The organism is Clostridium amazonense (genome assembly GCF_056431285.1).
In genome coordinates, this window is sequence record NZ_JBWKMH010000010.1 from 1 (window position 1) to 23,088 (window position 23,088).

Consider the following 23,088-nt stretch of genomic DNA (forward strand, 5'->3'; position numbering starts at 1 on the left):
CCTGGAAGACTACCAGGTTGATAGGTGAGGGGTGTAAGCATGGTAACATGTTCAGCTGACTCATACTAATAAGTCGAGGGCTTGACCTAAAAATAATCACTGTGCAATTTTCAGAGAACAAACTCTGAAAAAACTTTAAAAAAAGTATTGACAAGATACTTGATAAAAGTTATAATAAAAAAGTAATTTTGATAAATGATCCGCGATAGCTCAACGGTGGAGCACTCGGCTGTTAACCGATAGGTTGAAGGTTCGAATCCTTTTCGCGGAGCCAAAATCTGGTGATGATGGTTTTGAGGGTAACACTCCTTACCATACCGAACAGGCAAGTTAAGCCTCATAACGCCGATAGTACTGCACGGGAAGCTGTGTGGGAGGGTAGGTTGTCGCCAGGTAATAAACTAGGTATTAAACCTAGTTTTTTTTATACAAAAAAACAATATATGGTAGAATATTTACATTGGCTATATATAAATTACTTTAATTCATACTATATCTAAGAATAAATTAGCAATATATCTAATATAATTAATATGGACAAAAATGAAATGTAAATATATTTTTAATATTTAGAAAATTATAAATATTAAAAGGATAAATCATTAAAAATAGAGAATAGTAAATATAAAGTATAGTCTCAAAATAGTGGGAGGTATAGCGATATGAAAGTTTATAAAGTCAATAACCTTAGAAACATTGGTATAATAGGACATAGTGATGCAGGAAAGACTAGTTTAATGGAAGCTTTATTATATTATACTGGAGCAACTGATAGATTAGGAAAAATAGAAGATGGCACAACTATAAGTGATTATGATCAAGAAGAAAAAAGGAGAAAAGTATCTATATCAACATCTGTAGGCTTATGCGAGTGGGGAGATGTTAAAATAAATTTAGTTGATACACCAGGATATTTTGACTTTGTAGGGGAAATGATTGAAGGATTAAGTGCTGTTGATTTAGCAATGATTGTGGTTTGTGGAGTTTCTGGCATACAAGTTGGAACTGAAAAAGCATTTGATTATGCTAGTGAACATAGACTTCCGAAGGCATTTTTCATAAATAAACTAGATAGAGAAAATAGCAACTTTGAGAAAGTGTTGAATCAGATTAAAGAGCGATTTGGAATTTCTGCTGTGCCTATACAATATCCAATAGGGTCAGAAGATAATTTTAGAGGAGTAATAAATGTAATATCTAGAAGAGCAAGAATATTTAATCCTAAAACTAAGAAAATGGAGGATGCAGATATTCCAGAAGAACTACTAGATAAAGTAGAAGAATGCAAACAAATGGTAATGGAATCTGTTGCAGAGATAGATGAAACTTTATTAGATAAGTATTTCAATGAAGGTGAACTAAGTGAAGAAGAAATATATAATGGTTTAATAAAAGGAGCATCTCAAGGGGAGATTACACCTATAATGTGTGGATCTTCAACAACAAGCATAGGTTTGCATACTTTACTTGAGGATATAGTAGAATGCTTCCCATCACCAATAGATACAACACTATATATGGCAAAGGATGTTAAAAATAACAGCTATACTAATATAAAAATAGAGGAAAAAGCACCATTTTCAGCATTGGTATTTAAAACAATAGCAGACCCCTTTGTAGGTAAATTATCAATGTTTAGAGTTATTACAGGAAGTGCAAAATCAGATACAGTTGTATTAAATCCAAATAAGGAAAAAGAAGAGAAGATAGGAACATTATATTTCTTAAAAGGAAAACAACAATATGCAACACCGGAAGTAAAAGCAGGAGATATAGGAGCGGTTGCTAAATTGAATTATACAAATACAGGAGACACATTATGTAGTAGTGAAAGACCATTAATTTTTGACAGAATGGAATTTCCAAGTCCAGTTTATTCAAGGGCAATAGTAACTAAAGCAAAAGGTGATGAAGATAAAATCTCAATAGGTTTAAATAAATTGTTAGATGAAGACCCTACATTTATGACAGAGAGAGATGTTGAAAATGCAGAAAATATCATATCAGGCATGGGAACCACCCATTTAGATGTTATAGTTAGCAAACTAAAATCTAAATTTGGTATAGATGTATCATTAGAGCTACCAAAGACCCCATATAGAGAGACAATTAAAAAAGTATCAGATGTTCAAGGTAAGCACAAAAAACAATCAGGTGGACATGGACAATATGGAGATGTAAAAATAAAATTTGAACCTAGATCAGATGGTGAAGATGAGTTAGAATTTGTTGACAAAGTTGTCGGAGGGGTAGTGCCAAGACAGTATATACCAGCAGTGGAAAAAGGTTTAAGAGATTGTATACAACATGGAGTTTTAGGTGGATATCCAGTAATAAGATTAAGGGCAACTTTACATGATGGTTCTTATCATCCTGTTGACTCATCAGAAATGTCATTTAAAATGGCAGCGTCATTAGCATATAAAAAGGGAATTAAAGATGCAGAACCTATTTTACTAGAACCTATAATGAAAGTAGAAATAATTGTGCCTGATGAATTCATGGGTGATGTTATAGCAGATATAAATAAGAAAAGAGGAAGAATCTTAGGTATGGAGCCAATACAAAAGAAGGGACAAAAAATATTAGGTGAAGTTCCACAGGCTGAATTATATGATTATGCTACAGATTTGAGATCAATTACCGGAGCAAGAGGAACATTTAGAACTAAATTTGAAAGATATGAAGAAGTTCCTCGTGAGATGGTAGAAAAGATAGTTAGTGCTTAATAGAAAAATTTAAAAATAGATTATGATATGAATATAAATGTTCCCCTTAATCCATAATATATATAAAATATAATTGGTTAAGGGGAATTTTATGTCATACTATAAAATGAATATAAACGGAAATATTAATTTAGGAGATTACACAAATATACATGATTATATGGAAATAGTAAAACCAGAAGATGATTTTATTATTACACTTCAATCATCAAATGATGAAAATGCAGCAATACTATGTAATATATTAGAGAGTGATAAATTTAATATTTTATCTAGGGAATCTTGTAATGATGGATGCTATCAAATAGAAGCAGTAAAGAAAAGATAATTACAAAATAAGGCATATTGAGAATATGCTTTATTTTTTTCATTTTTAGATATTTTAATAAACATAATAATAGAAGAATAAAATAAATATAAAAACATAACAAAATTGTGGTAAAATATAACAATGACTTTAATTTTTTATAGGGGGATGATAATTTGGTAAGAAGATTTATTTCATATTATAAAAAGCACAAGGTTTTATTTACTATTGATATGATATGTGCATTTTTAGTTGCAACATTGGATTTGGTATTTCCAATGTTAACAAAGCAAGTATTGGATGAAGGAATACCAAATAAAGATATTAAAATGATAGTGACTTTTGCAATAGTATTAATTGTTTTATATTCTATAAAATTAGTAGCCAATTATGTGATTGCATATTGGGGACATGTTATGGGTGTAAGAATGCAATATGATATGAGAAAAGATATATTTTCTCATTTACAAACATTATCATTTAGTTATTTTGACAATAATAAGACTGGACAATTAATGTCTAGAATAGTTAATGATTTAATGGAAATTTCGGAGCTAGCACACCATGGGCCAGAAGACTTATTTATTTCTATAATTATGTTATTAGGTTCATTTATTTTATTATGTAAAATTAATGTAAAGCTTACATTAATAATATTTGCTTTTATACCACTTATAGTATGGTTTGCAATGGCTAAAAGAGTGAAAATGTCAAAATCTTTTGATAACGTTAGGGTTAAAATAGCAGAAGTAAATGGACGACTTGAAAATAGTATTTCAGGGATAAGAGTTGCAAAGGCATTTACTAATGAAGAGTATGAAATGGAAAAATTTGATGAGGACAATGTGAAGTATAAAAAAGCTAGAAGTTATGCATATAAATATATGGCAGAATTTATATCTGGAATGACTTTTATGGTGGATATACTTAATGTTGTAGTTATTGGATTTGGGGGATATTTTGCGTATAAGGAATATATAACTCCATCAGAATTAGTGGTTTATCTTATGTATATATCATATTTTATGCAACCAATAAAAAGGTTAGCATCATTTATTGAACAATATCAAAGTGGAATGTCTGGATTTAAAAGATTTGTAGAGATTATGGATACAAAGCCAGATATAAAAGAATGTGAGAATGCAATAGATTTAGATACTTTAAGAGGTGATATAGAATTTAAAAATGTTAACTTTAAATATAGTACAGGAAAGGATATTCTTAAAGATTTAAACTTAACTATAAATGATGGGGAAACTGTAGCATTAGTTGGACCCTCGGGTGGTGGTAAAACTACTATATGTCATTTAATACCTAGATTTTATGAGTTAAACGAAGGAAGTATAAAAATAGATGGTAAAAATATAAAAGATTTAAAATTGAAATCATTAAGACAAAACATAGGAATAGTTCAGCAAGAAGTATTTTTATTTACGGGAACAGTAAAAGAAAATATTTTATATGGAAATCCAATGGCATCAGATGAAGATATAGTAAAAGCAGCAAAAGAAGCTAATATACATGAATATATAGAATCATTACCTGATGGATATGATACTTTTATTGGCGAAAGAGGAATTAAGTTGTCAGGAGGACAAAAGCAGAGAATATCAATAGCAAGAATTTTTCTTAAAAATCCACCTATTCTTATACTTGATGAAGCTACATCAGCTTTAGATAATACTACTGAAATTATGATACAAAATTCTTTAGAAAAATTATCTGAAGGAAGAACAAGTATAGTAGTTGCACACAGGTTATCTACAATAAAAAATGCAGATAGAATAATCGTTATAACAAACAATGGAATATTGGAAGAGGGAAGTCATGAAGAGTTATTAGAAAACAAAGGTGCATATTATAAATTGTATAATGCACAATTTAATGGAATAATTCCTGAAAATATAGAAGTTTAACATAAATATATAATTTAAAATCTAAATTTAAATATACAAAAAATCCCCACCAAATGTAGATTAATGTATTGAAATGAAATAAATTAGGGAAAAAATATTAAAATATATTATATGTAAAAAAAAGGAAATATAAAAGTGTTGTAGAAAATATAAATATAGAAAAAAATGGTAAAAAGGTGGGGGTAGTATGATAAAAAGCAAAGATAATGTATGTGAATTAATAAATGAGATGGGAAATTTCTCATATGAAAAGGATAATTCTATTGTAGATGTAGTATTAATGCCTCATCAATGTGTTCACATAAGATGTTATGAAGAAAGTTGTATAAAGATAAATTACTATGATTATAATAAAGGCGTATCTAAATTATATAGAGATAGAAAATATATTAATAAAGAGTTTTCCTAATTTAGGAAAACTCCTTTTCAGTTGATAAAAAAGTCTAGTTATACATTTGTTTAATAAGGATAGATATTAAGTTTTTAAGTTGATGAATGATTCTGAATATAAGAGCATTTGAATATATGGAAATAAATTCAAAAATACAATTATTTTTATTTTATTTGGGAATTCTAATTAATTTAATTGAAAATTGAAAGTTGAAAGTGAATGTAAAAATTGAATTTCCAATTTTAAAGAATGATTTTTTATTAAATTTGCAAAGCAAATTAATTGAAAACAATATAAAAACTGAATTTTATAAAATAGCCAAAGTAATAGTGATAGTTACCATTGAAACTGTGATTAGTAAGAACATTATGATGGGGAATTTATTCTCCAAAATGAACTTTTTATGGATAAATATTATACTGATTTTATTTGAAGTACAAATAAAACATTGTAGAGGGGATTTAAATCCCCGGGATATTTACCATCACTTTTTACTCTTACTTTTTACTTGGTTCCAAATATGAAAGTAGGAATAACAAGTAATTTAAGTATTATCATTTGATAAAGATATTATTTAAAATTTGAACTTGAAACCCTATAATATTAAATAATTTGATTATAAAGAATAAATTAGGGATATACTTTTTATAGGATTGTAAGTTTATCTTTAAGATCATTAATATTTATAGTGTAGTTTATAACAAGCTAACACATTTTCAAATGGCATAGAATTTGTAAGAAAAGTAGTTAGTTTTATAGATGGATTGAGATAAATTTAAAAATTCATTAAAGAAAGTTTAAAACTTTGTTTGAATTATATATAAAAGAGATATAATATTTATATAAGGTCAAAGAAAGTCAAAGTAAATAAATTGGAATAGGTGATAACCATGGCAAAGCTATCAGATTTAATAGAAGAGTTTATAAAAGAAATATTAGATGATTCACAAAATAATGTTGTTGAAATTCAAAGAAATGAATTAGCAAATTATTTTAGTTGTGCACCATCTCAGATAAATTATGTTTTAACAACAAGATTTACAAAGGAAAAAGGATATTATATCGAAAGTAGACGTGGTGGTGGTGGGTGTATAAAAATAAATAAAATAGAATACCGCTATCATAGGGGATTTTTAGATATACTAAATGAAAAAATTGGAGATTCTATAACTTATGATTCAGCAATAAGTGTGGTTGAGTCTTTAAGAGAAGCTGGAATTATAACAGTTAGTGAAGAAAATATAATAAATATAGTTTTAAATGATAGGACTTTAAATGCGGCAGGAATAAATAAGAATAACTTAAGAGCAGATATATTAAAATCAGTAATTTTCAACATACTAAATTAGGTTTATAAAAAATAAGGGAGTGAGGGTTATGCTTTGTAACAGATGTAATAAAAAAGAGGCCACTTTTCATATAAGCAGAGTTATTAATGGGGTAAAGCATGAGGAACATTTATGTGATGAGTGTGCAAGAGAAGATGATGCTTTAAATTTAATTCAAGATATGAAGTTGCCATCAGGCTTTTCATTTCAAAATATACTAAGTGGATTTATGGATTATATGAATAGCACAACAGAAACTAATTTGCCAAGTGAAGTGATTTGCAACAAATGTGGGAAAACTTATACAGAGTTTAAAAATACAGGACTTTTAGGATGTGAGAATTGTTATAGGGTATTTAAAACTACAATAGTTCCTATTATAAAAAGAGTTCAACTAAGTAATAATCACACAGGTAAAGTACCTAAAAGATCAGGAGCAGAAATAGTAAAAGTGAAACAAATAACTGAACTTAAGGAAGAACTTCAAAAAGCAATAGCCATAGAAGAATATGAAAGAGCAGCTGAAATAAGAGATAAAATCAGAATGCTTGAAAAGGAAAGTTAGGGGGTGGATAGTATGGAGAACTGGATAATATGTGAAAATGAAGATAGTAATATTATTTTAAGTACTAGAGTTAGACTTGCAAGAAATTTGAAAGGATATCCATTTCCTAATAAAATTTCTAAAGAGAAGGCAGAAGAAGTAATTGCTAAAGTTAAAGAAGTTTTATTAACAAATGATTATTTAAAAGGCAAAATTAATATATCAAATTTAAGTGATATTAATGATATTGAAAAGGATATATATTTTGAAAACCACTTAATAAGCAAAAAGCTTATAGAAAACAAAGAAATTTCAGCATTGGCTATTGATGATAAAGAAATTATGAGCATTATGATAAATGAGGAAGATCATGTAAGATTACAACTTATATGTGGTGGACTTCATTTAAAAGAATTATATGAAGAAGTAAATAAGCTAGATGACATTTTAGAAGAAAAGTTAGATTTTGCATATGATGCTAATTTAGGATATTTAACAGCATGTCCAACTAACACAGGAACAGGATTAAGAGCATCAGTAATGCTTCATTTACCAGCTTTATGCATGACAAAAGAAATAGACAATATATTTGCGGCAATAGGAAAAGTTGGAATAACTATTAGGGGAATGTATGGGGAAGGTTCCAAGGGATATGGAAGTATTTTTCAAATATCAAATCAAATAACTCTTGGACAAAGTGAAGATGAAATTATAAATGGGTTAACTGCTATGATTTATCAAATAATTGAAAAAGAAAATCTAGCAAGGAAGCAATTAAAGGAACAATATAATTATGAAATACAAAATAAAGTTATGAGAGCACTTGGAATATTAAAATCTGCAATAATTTTAGATTATAGGGAATGTATGGAGCTATTATCATTAGTTAGACTAGGAAATGATTTAGGATTTATAGAAAATGTTAATAAAGAGCTTTTAAATAGACTGATGATACAAGCTAGTGTACCTGTTATAAAATCAAAATTTAATGAAGATGTTAGAAGTAGAGAGATAAATATATATAGAGCAAAGATATTTAGAGAACAATTAAAGGATATGTAAAGGAGGAGAATGTATGTTTAATAGATTTACTGAAAGAGCTAGAAATATACTTATGTATGCTAATGATGAATCAAAGAAGTTTAAACATGGATATGTAGGAACGGAGCATATTTTATTAGGAATTTTACTAGAGGAAGATAGTATTGCTAAAAACTTATTAAATGATTTTGGTGTAAGATATGATAATTCAAAGGAATTATTAGAAACGTATATAGGATATGGAACTACTGAAATACAAATAGCACCAAATGAAATAGCATTGACACCTAGAACGAAAAGATTGTTTGAAATTAGTTTAGTGGAAGCTAGGGCATTAAATCAAAATTATATAACTCCAGAGCATATGTTATTAGCTATTATTAGAGAAGCAGAAGGTGTAGCATATACAATTTTAGCTAATTTAGGTGTAGATTTTTCTAAACTTTATAAGGAAGTTATTAATAGTATTAAAGGCGAAGAAGTTAATAATAATACAGTAAATAAGAGTAAAACTAAAACTAAAAACCTAGATAAGTATGGAAAAGATTTAACACAGTTAGCTTATGAAGGAAAGATAGATCCAATTATAGGTAGAGATAAAGAGACTGAAAGAGTTCTTGAGATATTATGTAGAAGAATGAAAAATAATCCTTGCTTAATAGGAGATCCCGGAGTAGGTAAAACAGCTATTGCGGAAGGACTAGCACAAAAGATTGTAGAGGGTAATATACCAGAAATATTAAAAGATAAAAGAGTAGTTTCCCTTGATTTATCATCAATGCTTGCAGGATCTAAATACAGAGGTGAATTTGAGGAAAGATTAAAAAATGTTATAGATGAAATATCTAAAGCTAAAGATGTAATATTATTTATAGATGAAATTCATAATATTGTTGGAGCTGGTGGAGCGGAAGGTGCAATTGATGCAGCTAACATATTAAAACCAGTATTAGCTAGAGGAGAACTTCAATGTATAGGAGCAACAACAATAGATGAATATAGAAAATATATAGAAAGAGATTCAGCATTAGAAAGAAGATTCCAATCTGTTATGGTAGAGGAACCAAGCAAGGAAGAAGCTATAGAAATTTTAAAGGGATTAAGAGATAAGTATGAAGCTCATCATAGGGTAAAAATATCAGATGAGGCAATTGAATCGTCAGTAATTTGGTCAGATAGATATATAACAGATAGGTTTTTACCAGATAAAGCAATAGACTTAATTGATGAGGCTGGAGCAAAAATGAGGATTCAAAGTTTGACTACACCAAGTAGTATTAAAGAGCTTGAAAATGATTTAGAAAAAATATCAAAGGAAAAATCAGATGCGATAACAATGCAGGATTTTGAGAAGGCTGCTAATTTAAGAGATAAGGAAAAACAATTAAAGACTCAAATAGAGACAGAAAAGAAGAATTGGACAACTAATGCAAAGGGTAGTAATTCTGTAGTAGATAAAAAAATTATAGCTAATGTAATATCTAAGTGGACTAATATTCCAGTAGAGAAACTAACAGAGACAGAAGCAGAAAGACTTTTAAAACTTGAGGATATACTTCATAAAAGAGTTATTGGACAAGAAGAAGCTGTAAGTGCAATAGCAAGGTCAGTAAGAAGAGCAAGGGTTGGACTTAAGGATTCAAAAAGACCAATAGGATCATTTATATTTTTAGGACCTACAGGAGTTGGAAAAACAGAACTTACTAAAGCATTAGCAGAAGCTATGTTTGGCGATGAAAACAATATGATAAGAATAGATATGTCTGAATATATGGAGAAGCATACTGTAGCAAAACTTATAGGAGCGCCCCCAGGATATGTGGGATTTGATGAGGGTGGACAATTAACAGAAAAGGTTAGAAGACATCCATATTCAGTAGTTTTATTTGATGAAATAGAAAAGGCGCATGTTGATGTATTTAATATATTACTTCAAATTTTAGAAGATGGAAGACTAACTGATGGTAAAGGAAAAACTGTAGATTTTAAAAATACAATAATAATAATGACATCTAACTTAGGTGCATCAACAATAAAGAAACAAAAGAGAATAGGTTTTACTAAGAGTGATTTAGAGAGAAATAGTGAACATGAGAATATGAAAGAAAATATTCTAAGTGAACTTAAAAATAATTTTAGACCAGAGTTTTTAAATAGAATAGATGATATAATAGTGTTCCATCAATTAGATGAGGAAGATTTATTAAAAATAGTAGATTTAATGTTATATACTCTTTCACAAAAATTAAAGGAACAAAATATAAATATAGAATTCGCAGATGAAGCAAAAAAATACTTAGCAAAAGAAGGATTTGATCCAACGTATGGAGCAAGACCACTAAGAAGAGCTATAACTAAAACAGTAGAAGATAATTTATCAGAAGAGATATTACTAGGTAATGTTAAATCAGGTGATAGTGTTATAGTTACAGTAGAAAATGACAAACTAAAATTTAATAAAGGAAATCTATAAAAGTTTTTAAATAAAAATATAATTTGAATGTAAAATAATCTGCATTCAAATTATATTTTTTTATATATTAACAATGTAAAATAAATCTTAACTTATTGTATAATATATTTAAAACAGGATTAAACTTAAACTATATAAAGCATTTAAATATAGAAGTAAGATTTAGAAGGAGAAATTTATGGCGAAGAGTAAAACAGTATATGTTTGTAGTCAATGTGGGCATGAATCACCTAAATGGTCAGGGAAATGCTTAAATTGCAATAGTTGGAATACAATGAGTGAAGAAATTAAAGCACCAGAAAAAAGTGTTAGTTTTAATAGAGCAGTAACAACAAGTGGAAGTAGTAAACCACAAAATGTTAAGGATATAAAATCTAGTAAACAAGAAAGATTAGATACTGGAATAAATGAACTTAATAGAGTTTTAGGGGGAGGCCTAGTTAAAGGATCATTAACATTAATTTCAGGTGATCCGGGAATAGGAAAATCTACTATACTGTTGCAAGCCGCAAAAAAAATAGCAGATAAGTACGGAAAAGTATTGTATGTTTCTGGTGAGGAATCAGAAGAACAAATAAAAATGAGAGCTGAGAGATTAGACTGTGTAGCTGAAAAATTATATATAGTATCTGAAACTAATATCTCATCTATCGAAGAACATATAAAAGATATTGAACCAGCATTTGTTATAATAGACTCAATTCAGACCTTATATAAAATGGAAATATCATCAGCGCCAGGAAGTGTTTCACAAGTAAGGGAATGTAGTAATGATCTTATGAGAATAGGAAAAACTAAGAATATTCCACTTTTCATAGTAGCACATGTAACTAAACAAGGAGAATTAGCAGGACCTAGAGTTTTAGAACATATGGTTGATACTGTTTTATATTTTGAAGGTGAGAGAACACAAGAGTTTAGGATATTAAGAACTATAAAAAATCGTTTTGGAGCAACTAGTGAAATTGGGGTTTTTGAGATGCGAGAAAGTGGACTAGAGGAGATTGTTGATGCTTCAAGTGTATTTCTACAAGAAACATCTTTTGGACAAGAAGGAGCAACTATAATTGCAACTATGGAGGGTACAAGACCACTTTTAGTTGAGATTCAAGCATTAGTTAGTGAAACAAAAGCAGTTATGCCAAGAAGGACAACAGTAGGTGTTGATGTTCAAAGAATGAACTTAATATTAGCTGTTTTAGAAAAAAAATTAAAAATACCATTTTACAGTAGCGATGTATATGTTAATGTAGTAGGAGGGTTAACATTAGATGGAACTTTTGGGGACTTAGGAATAGCAGTGGCATTAATGTCTAGTGCAAAGGGAAAAGTAATAAAAATAGAAAGACCATTATTTGTTGGAGAAATTGGACTAACAGGGGAAGTTAGGCCAGTATCAAGTATAGAAAAAATAACAAATGAGGCTATAAAAATGGGATTTAAAAATATAATTTTACCTCACAGAAATAAAGAAAAATTAAATATAAAAAATAGTGATGTAAATATTATAGGAATAAGCACTTTAAAAGATGTAGTTCAAAAAGTATTTTAATATATAACAAATTAAAAATGATAAAAATAAAATTGCGTATTAGGAGTAGTATATTTTATGAAAGAGGAAAGAAAAAATAAATTAATAGAAGTACTTAAAATGATGGCTCCCGGAACCTTGCTTAGAGAAGGTCTTGATAATATACTAAGGGCGAAAACAGGGGGACTTGTGGTTCTAGATGATAGTAAAGAAATTCTAAGTATAACAGATGGTGGATTTAAAATAAATGCAGAATATACACCTTCTTATTTATATGAACTAGCTAAAATGGATGGTGCTATTATAGTAAGCAAAAATTTGAAAACAATATTATTAGCAAATACACAATTACTACCTAGCTCTTCAATAAATACTTATGAAACAGGCACAAGACATAGAACAGCACAAAGGGTAGCAAGACAAACAGGAACTACAGTTATAGCTATATCTCAAAGAAGAAACATAATAAGTGTATATAAAGGCGATTTTAAATACATATTAAGAGAGAGTGCCGAAGTATTAGCAAAAGCTAATCAAGCATTACATACACTAGAAAAATATACATCAGTGTTTGATAGATCATTAACAAATTTAAATATTATAGAGATTAGTGGAACAGTAACGTTATTTGATATTACAGTTATAGTTCAAAAAATTGAACTTATGAAAAGAATCATAAAAGAGATTGAAATATATATATATGAGCTAGGAAATGAAGGTAGACTTTTAGAAATGCAGCTAAATGAGCTTGTAAAAGATACTGAGGAAGAAGCTGATTATATTTTAAAAGATTACTGTGAAACAGAAGATAATTATAAGAATGTTTATAAAAACTTATCAAAGCTCACAGAAAAAGAACTTGTGGAGCTTAATAATATAGCAAAAATATTAGGATATAGTAATCAGTCATTAACTGAAAAAATAGTATATCCAAAAGGTTATAGAGTTTTAAACAAGATATATAGAATTCCAGCATCAGTGATTGACAATATAATAAAGGATTTTAAGGAATTAAGATTTGTATTAGATGCAACAGTAGAAGATTTAGATTCTGTAGAAGGAATTGGAGAAGTAAGAGCTAAATTTATAAGAGAATGGCTTAATAAATTTAAAGAACAATATCATATTGAAAAGGAAATATAGCACAATAAAATTGTGCTATATAATTATTATTTCAATGTGTACTTTCCAAGAGTAGATATATTTTTATATTCTTTTAATAAAATATCATATAAATTCAAATCTAAAGAATTACAAATGGAAGCCAAGTAAAATAAGTGATTGCCGAGTTCTTTCTCCAACACATCTTTACAATTAGAACATGGCTCACCAACTATATGATTACTATATGACTCTGATAAGCAGTCATATAAAGCATCATCTAAATTTTCCGGTAGTGATTGTTTGCTAGCTTCAACCTGTAAACAACCACATGATGTAACACATTTAACGACAGATCTATTAATTCTAGATTGAGACTCATCTAATTTAGTAAGAATATCTAGAATGCTTTTATGTCTCAATAAACATTCATCAACACAATTTTGAAATTCGTCAACAATTAAATCTTTCATTATCTTTCAACTCCTTATGAAAACAAAAATATATTTCAGTTAAAAAATAAAACAATAGATGGAATGTCTATATAATATATCAGGAAAAAAGAAAATGATAGGGGGTCATAAAAGTAACATTTTAACAATGTTAAAAACATGTAATATATAAAATTTTATATCAAAATTTATAGGAATTTAGTGGTATAATATAATAATTAATAAATAACAAGATAATTTATTGAAATAATAGATTTAATAATATATATTATTATAAATGGATATTATTATTAAATTTTGTCAATAATTAAATAGGAGGTGAATAGCTTGTTAAAAAGAATATTACGTTTGCTTATAACTTTAGGGGGAGGTAGCCTAGGCTATATAATTGGCAAAATAACAGTAGATTCTAATCTACTATCAAAGGTAGGTATAAATACAGGGTCATCTGTAAAATCAATTTTAGTTATTATATTTTCTATATTATTGTTTATGGTATTATTTTATTTTATATCTTCTTATGTCACTAAATTAATCATTAAATCAATTGATTATTTAGAGAAAAGAATACAAAAGCTACCTACTGCAGATATGGTTTTAGGAATAATTGGAGGAGTTTTAGGTCTCATAGTAGCATCATTGCTTTCAAGTTTAGTAAAAACAGCATCAGCTTTATCGACAATAGTAACATTTATTATGACTTTAGTATTTGTTGTAGTATGTGCAGATGTTGCTGTAAGAAAGAAAGATGATATACTTGCAATGTTTTCAAATTTTAAAAGACCATCAACTACTAAAGAAGGAAAAACAAAAAATATACCAAAAGGAACAGCTAAAGTTTTAGATACTTCTGTAATAATTGACGGTAGAATATTTGATCTTTGTCAAACTGGATTTATAGAAGGTACTTTGGTTATACCAAATTTTGTATTAGACGAATTAAGACATATAGCTGATTCAGGTGATGGTTTAAAAAGAAATAGAGGACGAAGAGGTTTAGACATATTAAATAAAATTCAAAAAGAATTAAGTATAAAAGTTCAAATTTGGGAAGGGGATTTCAAAGAAATACCTGAAGTTGATACCAAGCTATTGAAATTGGCACAAGTATTAAATGGAAAAGTAATTACAAATGATTATAACCTTAATAAAGTTGCAGAATTTCAAGGTGTACCTGTTTTAAATATAAATGAACTTGCAAATGCTATTAAACCGGTTGTATTACCGGGAGAAGATATGAAAATACAAATAGTTAAGGATGGAAAAGAGGCAGGACAAGGCCTTGCATATTTAGATGATGGAACTATGATTGTTGTTGAAGATGGAAGAGGTCACATTGGTGAAAATATATCTGTAACTGTTACATCTGTACTTCAAACATCAGCAGGAAGAATGATTTTTGCAAAAACTAAATTAGGAGCTTAAATTTCATATGAAAATTAGTGTTATAATATTAGCTGCTGGAAAAGGTAAAAGAATGGGAGCTAATAAAAATAAACAATTTATCGAAATAATGAATAAACCAATCTTATATTACACAATAAAGGCTTTTGAAAACAATGATTCTATTGATGAAATAGTACTAGTTGCATCTAAAGAAGAAATTAGTTACTGTAAAGCGCAAATAGTAGAAAAATACAGTTTTAAAAAAGTTCTTAAAATAATAGAGGGTGGAAAAGAAAGACAAAACTCAGTTCTAAATGGATTAAAATCTATGGATGATACTGATATAGTACTTATACATGACGGAGCAAGACCTTTTGTATCAGATGATATAATAAATAATTGTATTAAATATGCAAATATTTATGGGGCAACTGCATGTGGTGTATTGCCTAAGGATACTATAAAAATTAGAGATGATAGTAGTTTTAGTTTAAGCACACCTAAGAGAGAAAATTTATTTGCAGTGCAAACTCCGCAAGGATTTAAATATGATTTAATATTACAGTGTCATAAAAAGGTTGAAAATGATAATAAGATTGTAACGGATGACACTATGGTTGTTGAAAGTTACGGCAATAAAGTATATCTATATGATGGTAGTTACAATAACATAAAGATAACAACACCAGAAGATTTGATTATGGCAGAAAAGTTTATTAATACTTTAAAATGATTATTTAAAGACATAGTAGTTCTCTTGACAGAAAAAATGTAAATGTGGTATATTCATTTTAATTCGAAAAATATTATAGTAAAGAGTGCGATGATGAAGACTAGTAGAAATTACTATACAGAGAGAAAATTCTAGGCTGAAAGATTTTCAACAATTTTGAACCTACTTCTGAGCTGTAGATAAAAACTACCGGTATATATACCGTTATAAATTATTAGAGTACAAATTTAGGTGGTACCGCGATATAACTCGCCCTAAAACAGGGCGAGTTTTTTTATTGTTTAAATTTAATTGTAAAATAGCAATATGTGTATGTAAATTTTAATTTTGCACATATATTGGAAAAAATATGAAGGAGAGTGGCAATATGAAATTATCAAATATGTTTTTAGGAACTTTAAGAGAAGTTCCAGCAGAAGCAGAAATATTAAGTCATCAGTTAATGCTTAGAGCAGGAATGATGAGAAAGTTAGCATCAGGAGTATATAACTATCTTCCAATAGGCTTAAGAGTATTAAAAAATGTTGAAAATATAGTTAGAGAAGAAATGGATAATGCTGGTGCGCAAGAATTTTTATGTTCTGCATTATTACCATCTGAACTTTGGAAAGAGTCAGGAAGATGGGATGTAATGGGTGAAGAAATGTTTAGGTTACAGGATAGAAATGAGAGAGAATTTTGTCTTGGACCAACACATGAGGAAATATTCACTGATTTTGCAAGAAATGAAATTAAATCATATAAACAATTACCAATAAATCTATATCAAATTCAAACTAAATATAGAGATGAAAGAAGACCAAGATTTGGAGTTATGAGATCAAGAGAGTTTGTTATGAAAGATGCATATTCTTTTGATAGAAATGAAGAAGGTTTAGATATTTCATATAACAAAATGTATGATGCATATCACAATATATTCAATAGATGTAAATTAGATTTTAGTCCTGTAGAAGCAGATTCAGGAGCAATGGGCGGATCTGGTTCAGCTGAATTTATGGTTAAATCAGAAGTTGGAGAAGATGAATTAGTATTCTGTACTTGTTGTAATTATGCAGCTAATGTAGAGAAAGCTCCAGCAATTCCAGAAGAAATGGCAAAAGAAGAAATGAAGGAATTAAACAAAATACACACTCCAAATATAAAAACTATAGATGAATTAGTATCTTCATTGAAAATAGATAAGAAAAAGCTAGCAAAAACACTTCTTGTTAAGGCTGATGATAAAATAGTAGCCATAATGATAAGAGGCGACAGAGAAATGAATGAAATAAAAGTTGCAAACGCATTAGGTGGTGTGGTAGAATTCAGAATGTGTGATAGCGAAGAAGTTATGAAAGCGACTAATGCACAAGTTGGTTTTGCAGGACCAATAGGAATAAAAGTGGATAAACTTTTCATAGATGAAGAAGTTACAAAAATGTATAACTTCGTAGTTGGTGCTAACGAAACTGATTATCATTTTGAAAACGTTAATTTTAACAAAGACTTCAATGGTATAGTTGGAGATTTTAGAAAAATAACTATCGAAGATAAATGCCCAAAATGCGGTAAAGAAATAACTATCGCTAGAGGAGTTGAAGTTGGACACATCTTTAAATTAGGAACTAAATATTCAGAATCAATGAATGCTAATTTTATAGATGAAGACGGAAAAAATAAACCACTTATTATGGGATGTTATGGTATAGGTATAAATAGAACTATGGCAGCTATAATAGAACAACATCACGATGAAAATGGAATAGTATGGCCAATGGAAATTGCTCCATATCATGTAGTTGTAGTTCCAGCAGTTATGAAAAATGAAGCACAAGTTAAAGCTGCAGAAGAATTATATGATAAATTAAGAGGGTTAGGAATACAAGCTCTTCTAGATGACAGAAATGAAAGAGTTGGAGTTAAGTTTAAGGATTCAGAACTTATAGGAATACCAATGAGAATTACTGTAGGTAAAAAAATAGAAGATGGAATTGTAGAATTTAAGCTTAGAAATAATGGAGAATTAGAAGAAATTAAGTTATCAGAGGTCATAGAAAGAGTTTCCAAAGAAATTAATAAAAAAAATTAAAATAAAATAAAAAAATAATTTGAACAACTGTTCAAATTATTTTATAATAGACATGTAAAGATTTACGAAAGCAAAAAAGTGAATCTTTACATGTTAAATAAATAGGTACATATAAAATTTACTTAACTTTATGAACATAAAAAATATTAGGGTTTAATTGTCAGGAATGTGTTAGTGGTATGATAATAAGTTTTTTAAGCAACAATATATAATAAGTTTCAAAGAATTACAAATAATGTGATAAAGAAGGAGAGAATTATCATGATAACATTAGCTGACGTAAAAAAAGCGCAAGAAAATTTAAAGGGAGTAGCAAGAAGAACTCCATTATTCGTTTCTTCAACATTTTCTAAACAAACAGGATACGAAGTATATTTAAAATGTGAAAATAAACAAAAAACTGGTTCTTTCAAGTTAAGAGGAGCATACAATAAGGTTGCATCTTTAACTGATGAAGAAAGAGCAAGAGGAGTTGTTGCTTCATCAGCAGGAAATCATGCTCAAGGAGTTGCTTATGCTGCTACAGCATTCGGAATAAAATCAACAATCTGTATGCCAGTAACTGCACCACTTGCAAAAGTTCAAGCAACTAAGAACTATGGTGCTACAGTTATACAACACGGGGAAGTTTATGATGATTGTTATGCAAAAGCTGTAGAAGTACAAAAAGAAACAGGTGCTACATTCTTACACCCATTCGATGATGAATATGTAATGGCAGGACAAGGAACAATTGCACTTGAAATATTAGAAGATTTACCAGAAGTTGATACTATAATAGTACCAATCGGTGGAGGTGGAATTATTTCTGGAATAGCTGTTGCTGCTAAAGCAATAAAACCAGAAGTAAAAATAATCGGTGTTCAAGCAGAAGTAATAGCATCAAGTAAAGCATCACTTGAAAAAGGTGAAATAGTTACAGTTAATGGATCAAAATCATTAGCAGATGGTATATCAGTTAAAACACCAGGAACTAAAACATTTGAAGTTATTAAAAAATATGTAGATGAAATAGTTACAGTTACTGAAGATGAAATAGCAAATGCAATATTTTCACTAGTTGAAAGAAATAAAGTTGTTGCAGAAGGTGCTGGAGCTACTCCATTAGCAGCGTTATTATCTGGAAAGATAAAAAATGCTGGAGAAAAAGTTGTTGCAGTTGTTAGTGGTGGAAACATCGATATAGCTACAGTTGCAAAAATCATCGACAGACAATTAGTATTAAATGAAAGAAGAATAAGCATTCAATTTGAAATAAAGGATAAAATAGGACAATTAGGAACATTAATTTCTGATATAGCTGATTTAGGTGGAAACGTTTCTAAAGTTAAACATGATAGAAACTGGAATCCAAAAGGATTAGACTATTCTAACATAGAAATAGAAATAGAAACTGAATCAAAAGAACATGCTAATATGATAAGAAAATCATTAGGAGCAAAAGGATATTCATTCGAAGATTCAAGAAAATAGAATTTTGATATAAGTTAAAAGCGATTACATTTTTAATGTAATCGCTTTTGTCTTATAATAAAATAATTATGTTCTCATAATTATTTTATATTGAAAAAAGATTTTTTTTTGTTAAGCTTATAATATAGAAATTAATTGTGTAAAGTTAGAAGTATATACATAAAATTAAGAATTAAAAATTCAAATAATAACAAAAATCTTATTATAAAAGATATAATTTAAATAATTATGGAAAATAGTAATTTAGAATGAGGAGTGTAATATGGAATTTGACTTAATAAAGAATAAATTCTCAAAAGAAGAGATTACTCAATTAAATCCTTTAGTTTTGGCATTGATAGGAGATGCTGTTTATGAAGTTGTTGTAAGAACATACTTAACATCCAAACATAGGGGGATGAACGTAAATAAGTTACATAATAAAACTGTGGGTTATGTAAAGGCTACATCTCAGTGTAAATATATGAAGCTAATTATCGATGATTTAGAAGATGATGAAATGGCTATATTTAAAAGAGGTAGAAATACAAAATCACATACACCCAAAAATAGTGATGTAGTTGAATATAAATGGGCAACAGGCTTTGAAGCATTAGTAGGATATCTTTACTTAAATAATAAAGAAGAAAGATTAAACTTTCTATTAGGTAAAGTACTTAACGAGGAAGGTGAAGATAAAAATGTTGAAAGTTAAATTAATAGAACATACACCTAATCCAGAGAAGGTTGTAGCAGCATCAGCAAAATTATGTTATAGCCAAGTTGGAGTAGATGAAATATTAGAAGGATTAGATGGTGAAAAAACTGAGAAATTTGTAAATATGCTTATGAGTTATGGACATTTTTCGACAATTGAGCATATAAGCTTTACATTTGCAATAGAGGGAGTTTCAAGAACGTTAACTCATCAATTAGTTAGACATAGATTAGCTTCTTATTCTCAGCAAAGTCAAAGATATGTAAAATTAAATGCATTTGAGTACATAACACCTCCTAGTATAGAAAATAATGAAGAAGCAAAGAAAATATTTACTGAGGCAATGAAAAAAGATCAAGAAGACTATGATAAAATTGTAGAAATATTATTTAATGAAAGTTTTAACAACAAGATTGAAAATTATATGAATGACAATAATATTAACAATGTAAATGAAATAGATGAAAAAGTAAAAAAAGCATTTAAAAGAGATTGTGAAAAAAGAGCTATAGAAGATGCAAGGTATGTATTCCCTAATGCTTGTGAAACTAAAATAATGGTTACTATGAATGCAAGGACTCTAATGAACTTTTTTGCACATAGATGTTGTGAGAGAGCGCAATGGGAAATAAGACAAATGGCTGATTTAATGCTTAAAGAAGTTAAAAAAGTAGCACCAACTATATTTAAATATGCTGGGCCATCTTGTTTAAAGGGAGCATGTCCAGAAGGAACAATGACATGTGGAAATATAAAAATAATAAAGGAAAAATACAGTAAATTTTAAAACGAAAGAGGTTATCTTATGGGTAAAGAAAAAAGAAAAAATATAGAAAAAAACATTTCAAAAAAGCAAATTGTAAAAGATGTAATGAGAGAAGATATAATAGAGGGAAGAAATGCTGTAATTGAAGCATTAAAATCAGATAGAACTGTAGAGCAAATATTAGTTGCTAAGGGAGAAATGAAAGGTTCTATAAATGTAGTATTAGGACTTGCAAAAGAAAAGGGAATAGTTGTAAAAAATGTAGAAAAAGCAAAACTTGATGATATGTCATTAACTGGTTCTCATCAAGGTGTAATTGCAAAGGTAACGCCTTATAATTACTTTGAAGTGAAAGATATTATTGATTATGCAAAATCAAAAGATGAAAAGCCTTTTATTATAATTTTAGATGAAATAGAAGATCCTCATAATTTTGGTTCAATAATAAGAACGGCAGAAGTTTGTGGAGCACATGGTATAATAATACCTAAGAGGAAAAATGTAGGGGTAACACCAACGGTTTACAAAACTTCAGCTGGAGCAACTGAACACATGAGGATTGCAAAAGTAACTAATATAAATAGTACAATAGATGAATTAAAAGAATTAGGCCTTTGGGTTTATGGTGCAGATATGTCAGGTGAAGTTTGTTACAATGTTGATTTTAGTGGAGCTGTAGCATTAGTAATAGGTAGTGAAGGAAGAGGAATATCAAAATTAACAAAGGAAAAATGTGATGTATTAATTAAAATTCCTATGGTTGGTAAAATAACTTCTTTAAATGCCTCTGTTGCTGGCGGAATGTTAATGTACGAGGTGTTAAAGCAAAAACTAAAATAGTTTTTGTTGTTAAACGTGAAAAGAATATTTGTTGATGGATATAATGTAATAAATAGTTGGCCAGAACTTAGAAATATTAAAGACTATAGCTATGAATCGGCTAGGGCGAAACTACTTGATATAATGCTTAATTATGCAGCGTTTTGTGGGTGCAAAATAGAAATTGTTTATGACGCGCATTTAGTTAAAGGAGCATGTGAGAAAAAAGAAAAAAGAGATAAGGTTACAGTAATATTCACTAAAGAGGGCGAAACAGCCGATATGTATATAGAAAAGAAAGTGAATATGATAGGAAAAAAATTTGAAGTATATGTAGTTACGTCTGATTCGATAGAACAACAAATTACATTTCAAAGAGGTGCTAATAGAGTGTCTTCTTTGGAATTCTATCATCAGGTAACTGACATAGATAAAAAAATTAATAAAAAGTATGAAAAAAATTATTCTGAAAATAGAAATTTATTTTCTGATATGTTAGATAATGACATTCTAGAGATTTTTGAGAAGATGAGACGTGGAAAATAATCAAACTTGACACAACTGGATAATAATGTATAATTCAATTTGAGGTCATATTTGTTTTGGAGGGGATGCTGTTGGAGAAAAGGGGTTGTGAAGAAGGAATTAAATCTCAATTTTCAGGAAAAACTGATGAAGAAGTAGTGGAATTAGCTAGAAATGGGGATAAACAAGCATTGGAGTATTTGTTATCAAAATATGAAAATTTTGTAAGAGGCAAAGCTAAGTCATACTTTTTAATAGGAGCAGATAGGGAAGATATATATCAAGAAGGGATGATTGGTCTATTTAAATCTATAAGAGATTTTAGAGAGGATAAACTATCATCTTTTAAAGCATTTGCTGAATTGTGTGTGACAAGGCAGATTATAACGGCGGTTAAAACTGCAACAAGACAAAAACATATACCTTTAAACACATATATCTCTCTAAATAAACCTATATATGATGAAGAATCAGAAAGAACACTTATGGATATAATTTCAGGTGTTAAAATATCTGATCCAGAAGAATTGGTTATAAGTAAGGAAGAAATAGAAAATATAGAAAATGAAATAGGCGAAGTGTTGTCAGAGTTGGAAATGGAAGTTCTAATGTCATACTTGGATGGCAAGTCTTATCAAGAAATTGCATGCGATTTAGATAGGCAAGCTAAGTCTATAGATAATGCTCTTCAAAGAGTAAAAAGAAAGTTAGAAAAATGTTTGAATAAAAGAAGATGACTGATTGACAACAGCATATGAATATTGTATAATCAATAACTGATATACAGCAAATTTAAAAAGAAATT

20 protein-coding genes, 1 tRNA gene, 2 rRNA genes and 1 other annotated feature are annotated in these 23,088 nt (G+C 28.7%); of the genes, 22 read left to right on the forward strand and 1 reads right to left on the reverse strand.

The features are described 5' to 3' along the window. The 13 genes from AC07E4_RS04360 to disA all read left to right on the forward strand — a co-directional run. Positions 1–89: ribosomal RNA gene (locus AC07E4_RS04360) — 23S ribosomal RNA — on the forward strand; the annotation flags it as partial. A gap of 110 nt (positions 90–199) precedes the next feature. Beyond that, positions 200–274 (forward strand) — tRNA-Asn (locus AC07E4_RS04365). A 3-nt stretch (positions 275–277) separates the two neighbouring features. After that, positions 278–395: ribosomal RNA gene (rrf, locus tag AC07E4_RS04370) — 5S ribosomal RNA — on the forward strand. A 267-nt stretch (positions 396–662) separates the two neighbouring features. Further along, entirely contained in the window at positions 663–2,729 is a 2,067-nt protein-coding gene (gene fusA, locus AC07E4_RS04375; protein ID WP_430829121.1) for an elongation factor G, read from the forward strand. Between the two features lie 91 nt (positions 2,730–2,820). Next, the gene (locus tag AC07E4_RS04380; protein WP_034438499.1) at positions 2,821–3,057 is read left to right on the forward strand and encodes a hypothetical protein; all 237 of its coding nucleotides are present in this window, start codon (positions 2,821–2,823) and stop codon (positions 3,055–3,057) included. 155 nt (positions 3,058–3,212) lie between these two features. Further along, entirely contained in the window at positions 3,213–4,952 is a 1,740-nt protein-coding gene (locus tag AC07E4_RS04385; protein ID WP_478215817.1) for an ABC transporter ATP-binding protein, read from the forward strand. Between the two features lie 187 nt (positions 4,953–5,139). Continuing rightward, positions 5,140–5,361 carry a hypothetical protein gene (locus tag AC07E4_RS04390; RefSeq protein ID WP_034438505.1) on the forward strand — a complete coding sequence of 74 codons (222 nt, stop codon included), beginning with the start codon at positions 5,140–5,142 and terminating at the stop codon, positions 5,359–5,361. 872 nt (positions 5,362–6,233) lie between these two features. Beyond that, positions 6,234–6,692 (forward strand): CtsR family transcriptional regulator, encoded by a 459-nt coding sequence (locus AC07E4_RS04395; RefSeq protein ID WP_034438510.1) that lies wholly within the window; start codon positions 6,234–6,236, stop codon positions 6,690–6,692. A gap of 28 nt (positions 6,693–6,720) precedes the next feature. Beyond that, a complete protein-coding gene (locus AC07E4_RS04400) occupies positions 6,721–7,236 on the forward strand; it encodes a UvrB/UvrC motif-containing protein (RefSeq protein ID WP_034438514.1) in 516 nt (171 codons plus the stop codon). A gap of 12 nt (positions 7,237–7,248) precedes the next feature. Beyond that, positions 7,249–8,277, forward strand: a complete 1,029-nt coding sequence (locus AC07E4_RS04405; RefSeq protein WP_034438517.1) for a protein arginine kinase — start codon at positions 7,249–7,251, stop codon at positions 8,275–8,277. A 13-nt stretch (positions 8,278–8,290) separates the two neighbouring features. Further along, positions 8,291–10,729, forward strand: coding sequence for an ATP-dependent Clp protease ATP-binding subunit (locus AC07E4_RS04410; RefSeq protein ID WP_034438520.1), 2,439 nt, complete (start codon positions 8,291–8,293; stop codon positions 10,727–10,729). A 178-nt stretch (positions 10,730–10,907) separates the two neighbouring features. Next, positions 10,908–12,281: a DNA repair protein RadA gene (gene radA / locus AC07E4_RS04415; protein WP_034438522.1), complete on the forward strand. Its 1,374-nt coding sequence runs from the start codon at positions 10,908–10,910 to the stop codon at positions 12,279–12,281. 57 nt (positions 12,282–12,338) lie between these two features. Beyond that, positions 12,339–13,403: a DNA integrity scanning diadenylate cyclase DisA gene (gene disA, locus AC07E4_RS04420; protein WP_034438526.1), complete on the forward strand. Its 1,065-nt coding sequence runs from the start codon at positions 12,339–12,341 to the stop codon at positions 13,401–13,403. 26 nt (positions 13,404–13,429) lie between these two features. Here the strand turns inward: disA and AC07E4_RS04425 are convergent, their stop codons facing one another. Further along, positions 13,430–13,834, reverse strand: a complete 405-nt coding sequence (locus AC07E4_RS04425) for a nucleoside triphosphate pyrophosphohydrolase family protein (protein WP_034438529.1) — start codon at positions 13,832–13,834, stop codon at positions 13,430–13,432. 306 nt (positions 13,835–14,140) lie between these two features. Between AC07E4_RS04425 and AC07E4_RS04430 the strand changes: the two genes are divergently transcribed. From AC07E4_RS04430 to sigH, 9 genes are all read left to right on the forward strand, one after another. Then, positions 14,141–15,238, forward strand: a complete 1,098-nt coding sequence (locus tag AC07E4_RS04430; protein ID WP_034438531.1) for a PIN/TRAM domain-containing protein — start codon at positions 14,141–14,143, stop codon at positions 15,236–15,238. A gap of 7 nt (positions 15,239–15,245) precedes the next feature. After that, positions 15,246–15,932, forward strand: coding sequence for a 2-C-methyl-D-erythritol 4-phosphate cytidylyltransferase (gene ispD / locus AC07E4_RS04435; RefSeq protein WP_034438533.1), 687 nt, complete (start codon positions 15,246–15,248; stop codon positions 15,930–15,932). 81 nt (positions 15,933–16,013) lie between these two features. Beyond that, positions 16,014–16,192 (forward strand) — a binding site (T-box leader). 107 nt (positions 16,193–16,299) lie between these two features. Next, positions 16,300–18,003: a proline--tRNA ligase gene (locus AC07E4_RS04440; RefSeq protein ID WP_034438535.1), complete on the forward strand. Its 1,704-nt coding sequence runs from the start codon at positions 16,300–16,302 to the stop codon at positions 18,001–18,003. Positions 18,004–18,261: 258 nt separating this feature from the next. Beyond that, the gene (ilvA, locus tag AC07E4_RS04445) at positions 18,262–19,476 is read left to right on the forward strand and encodes a threonine ammonia-lyase (protein WP_034438539.1); all 1,215 of its coding nucleotides are present in this window, start codon (positions 18,262–18,264) and stop codon (positions 19,474–19,476) included. Positions 19,477–19,738: 262 nt separating this feature from the next. Next, complete coding sequence (locus AC07E4_RS04450) at positions 19,739–20,170, forward strand: Mini-ribonuclease 3 (RefSeq protein ID WP_034438537.1); 432 nt, start codon at positions 19,739–19,741, stop codon at positions 20,168–20,170. Next, positions 20,157–20,960 (forward strand): FAD-dependent thymidylate synthase, encoded by an 804-nt coding sequence (gene thyX, locus AC07E4_RS04455; protein ID WP_101541659.1) that lies wholly within the window; start codon positions 20,157–20,159, stop codon positions 20,958–20,960. The genes AC07E4_RS04450 and thyX overlap by 14 nt, the downstream gene beginning before the upstream one ends. An 18-nt stretch (positions 20,961–20,978) precedes the next feature. Next, complete coding sequence (gene rlmB, locus AC07E4_RS04460; RefSeq protein WP_478215818.1) at positions 20,979–21,779, forward strand: 23S rRNA (guanosine(2251)-2'-O)-methyltransferase RlmB; 801 nt, start codon at positions 20,979–20,981, stop codon at positions 21,777–21,779. Between the two features lie 15 nt (positions 21,780–21,794). Continuing rightward, positions 21,795–22,304, forward strand: coding sequence for an NYN domain-containing protein (locus tag AC07E4_RS04465; protein ID WP_034438543.1), 510 nt, complete (start codon positions 21,795–21,797; stop codon positions 22,302–22,304). Positions 22,305–22,369: 65 nt separating this feature from the next. Continuing rightward, positions 22,370–23,020, forward strand: coding sequence for an RNA polymerase sporulation sigma factor SigH (gene sigH, locus AC07E4_RS04470; protein ID WP_430829116.1), 651 nt, complete (start codon positions 22,370–22,372; stop codon positions 23,018–23,020). The last annotated feature ends 68 nt before the right edge of the window (positions 23,021–23,088 follow it).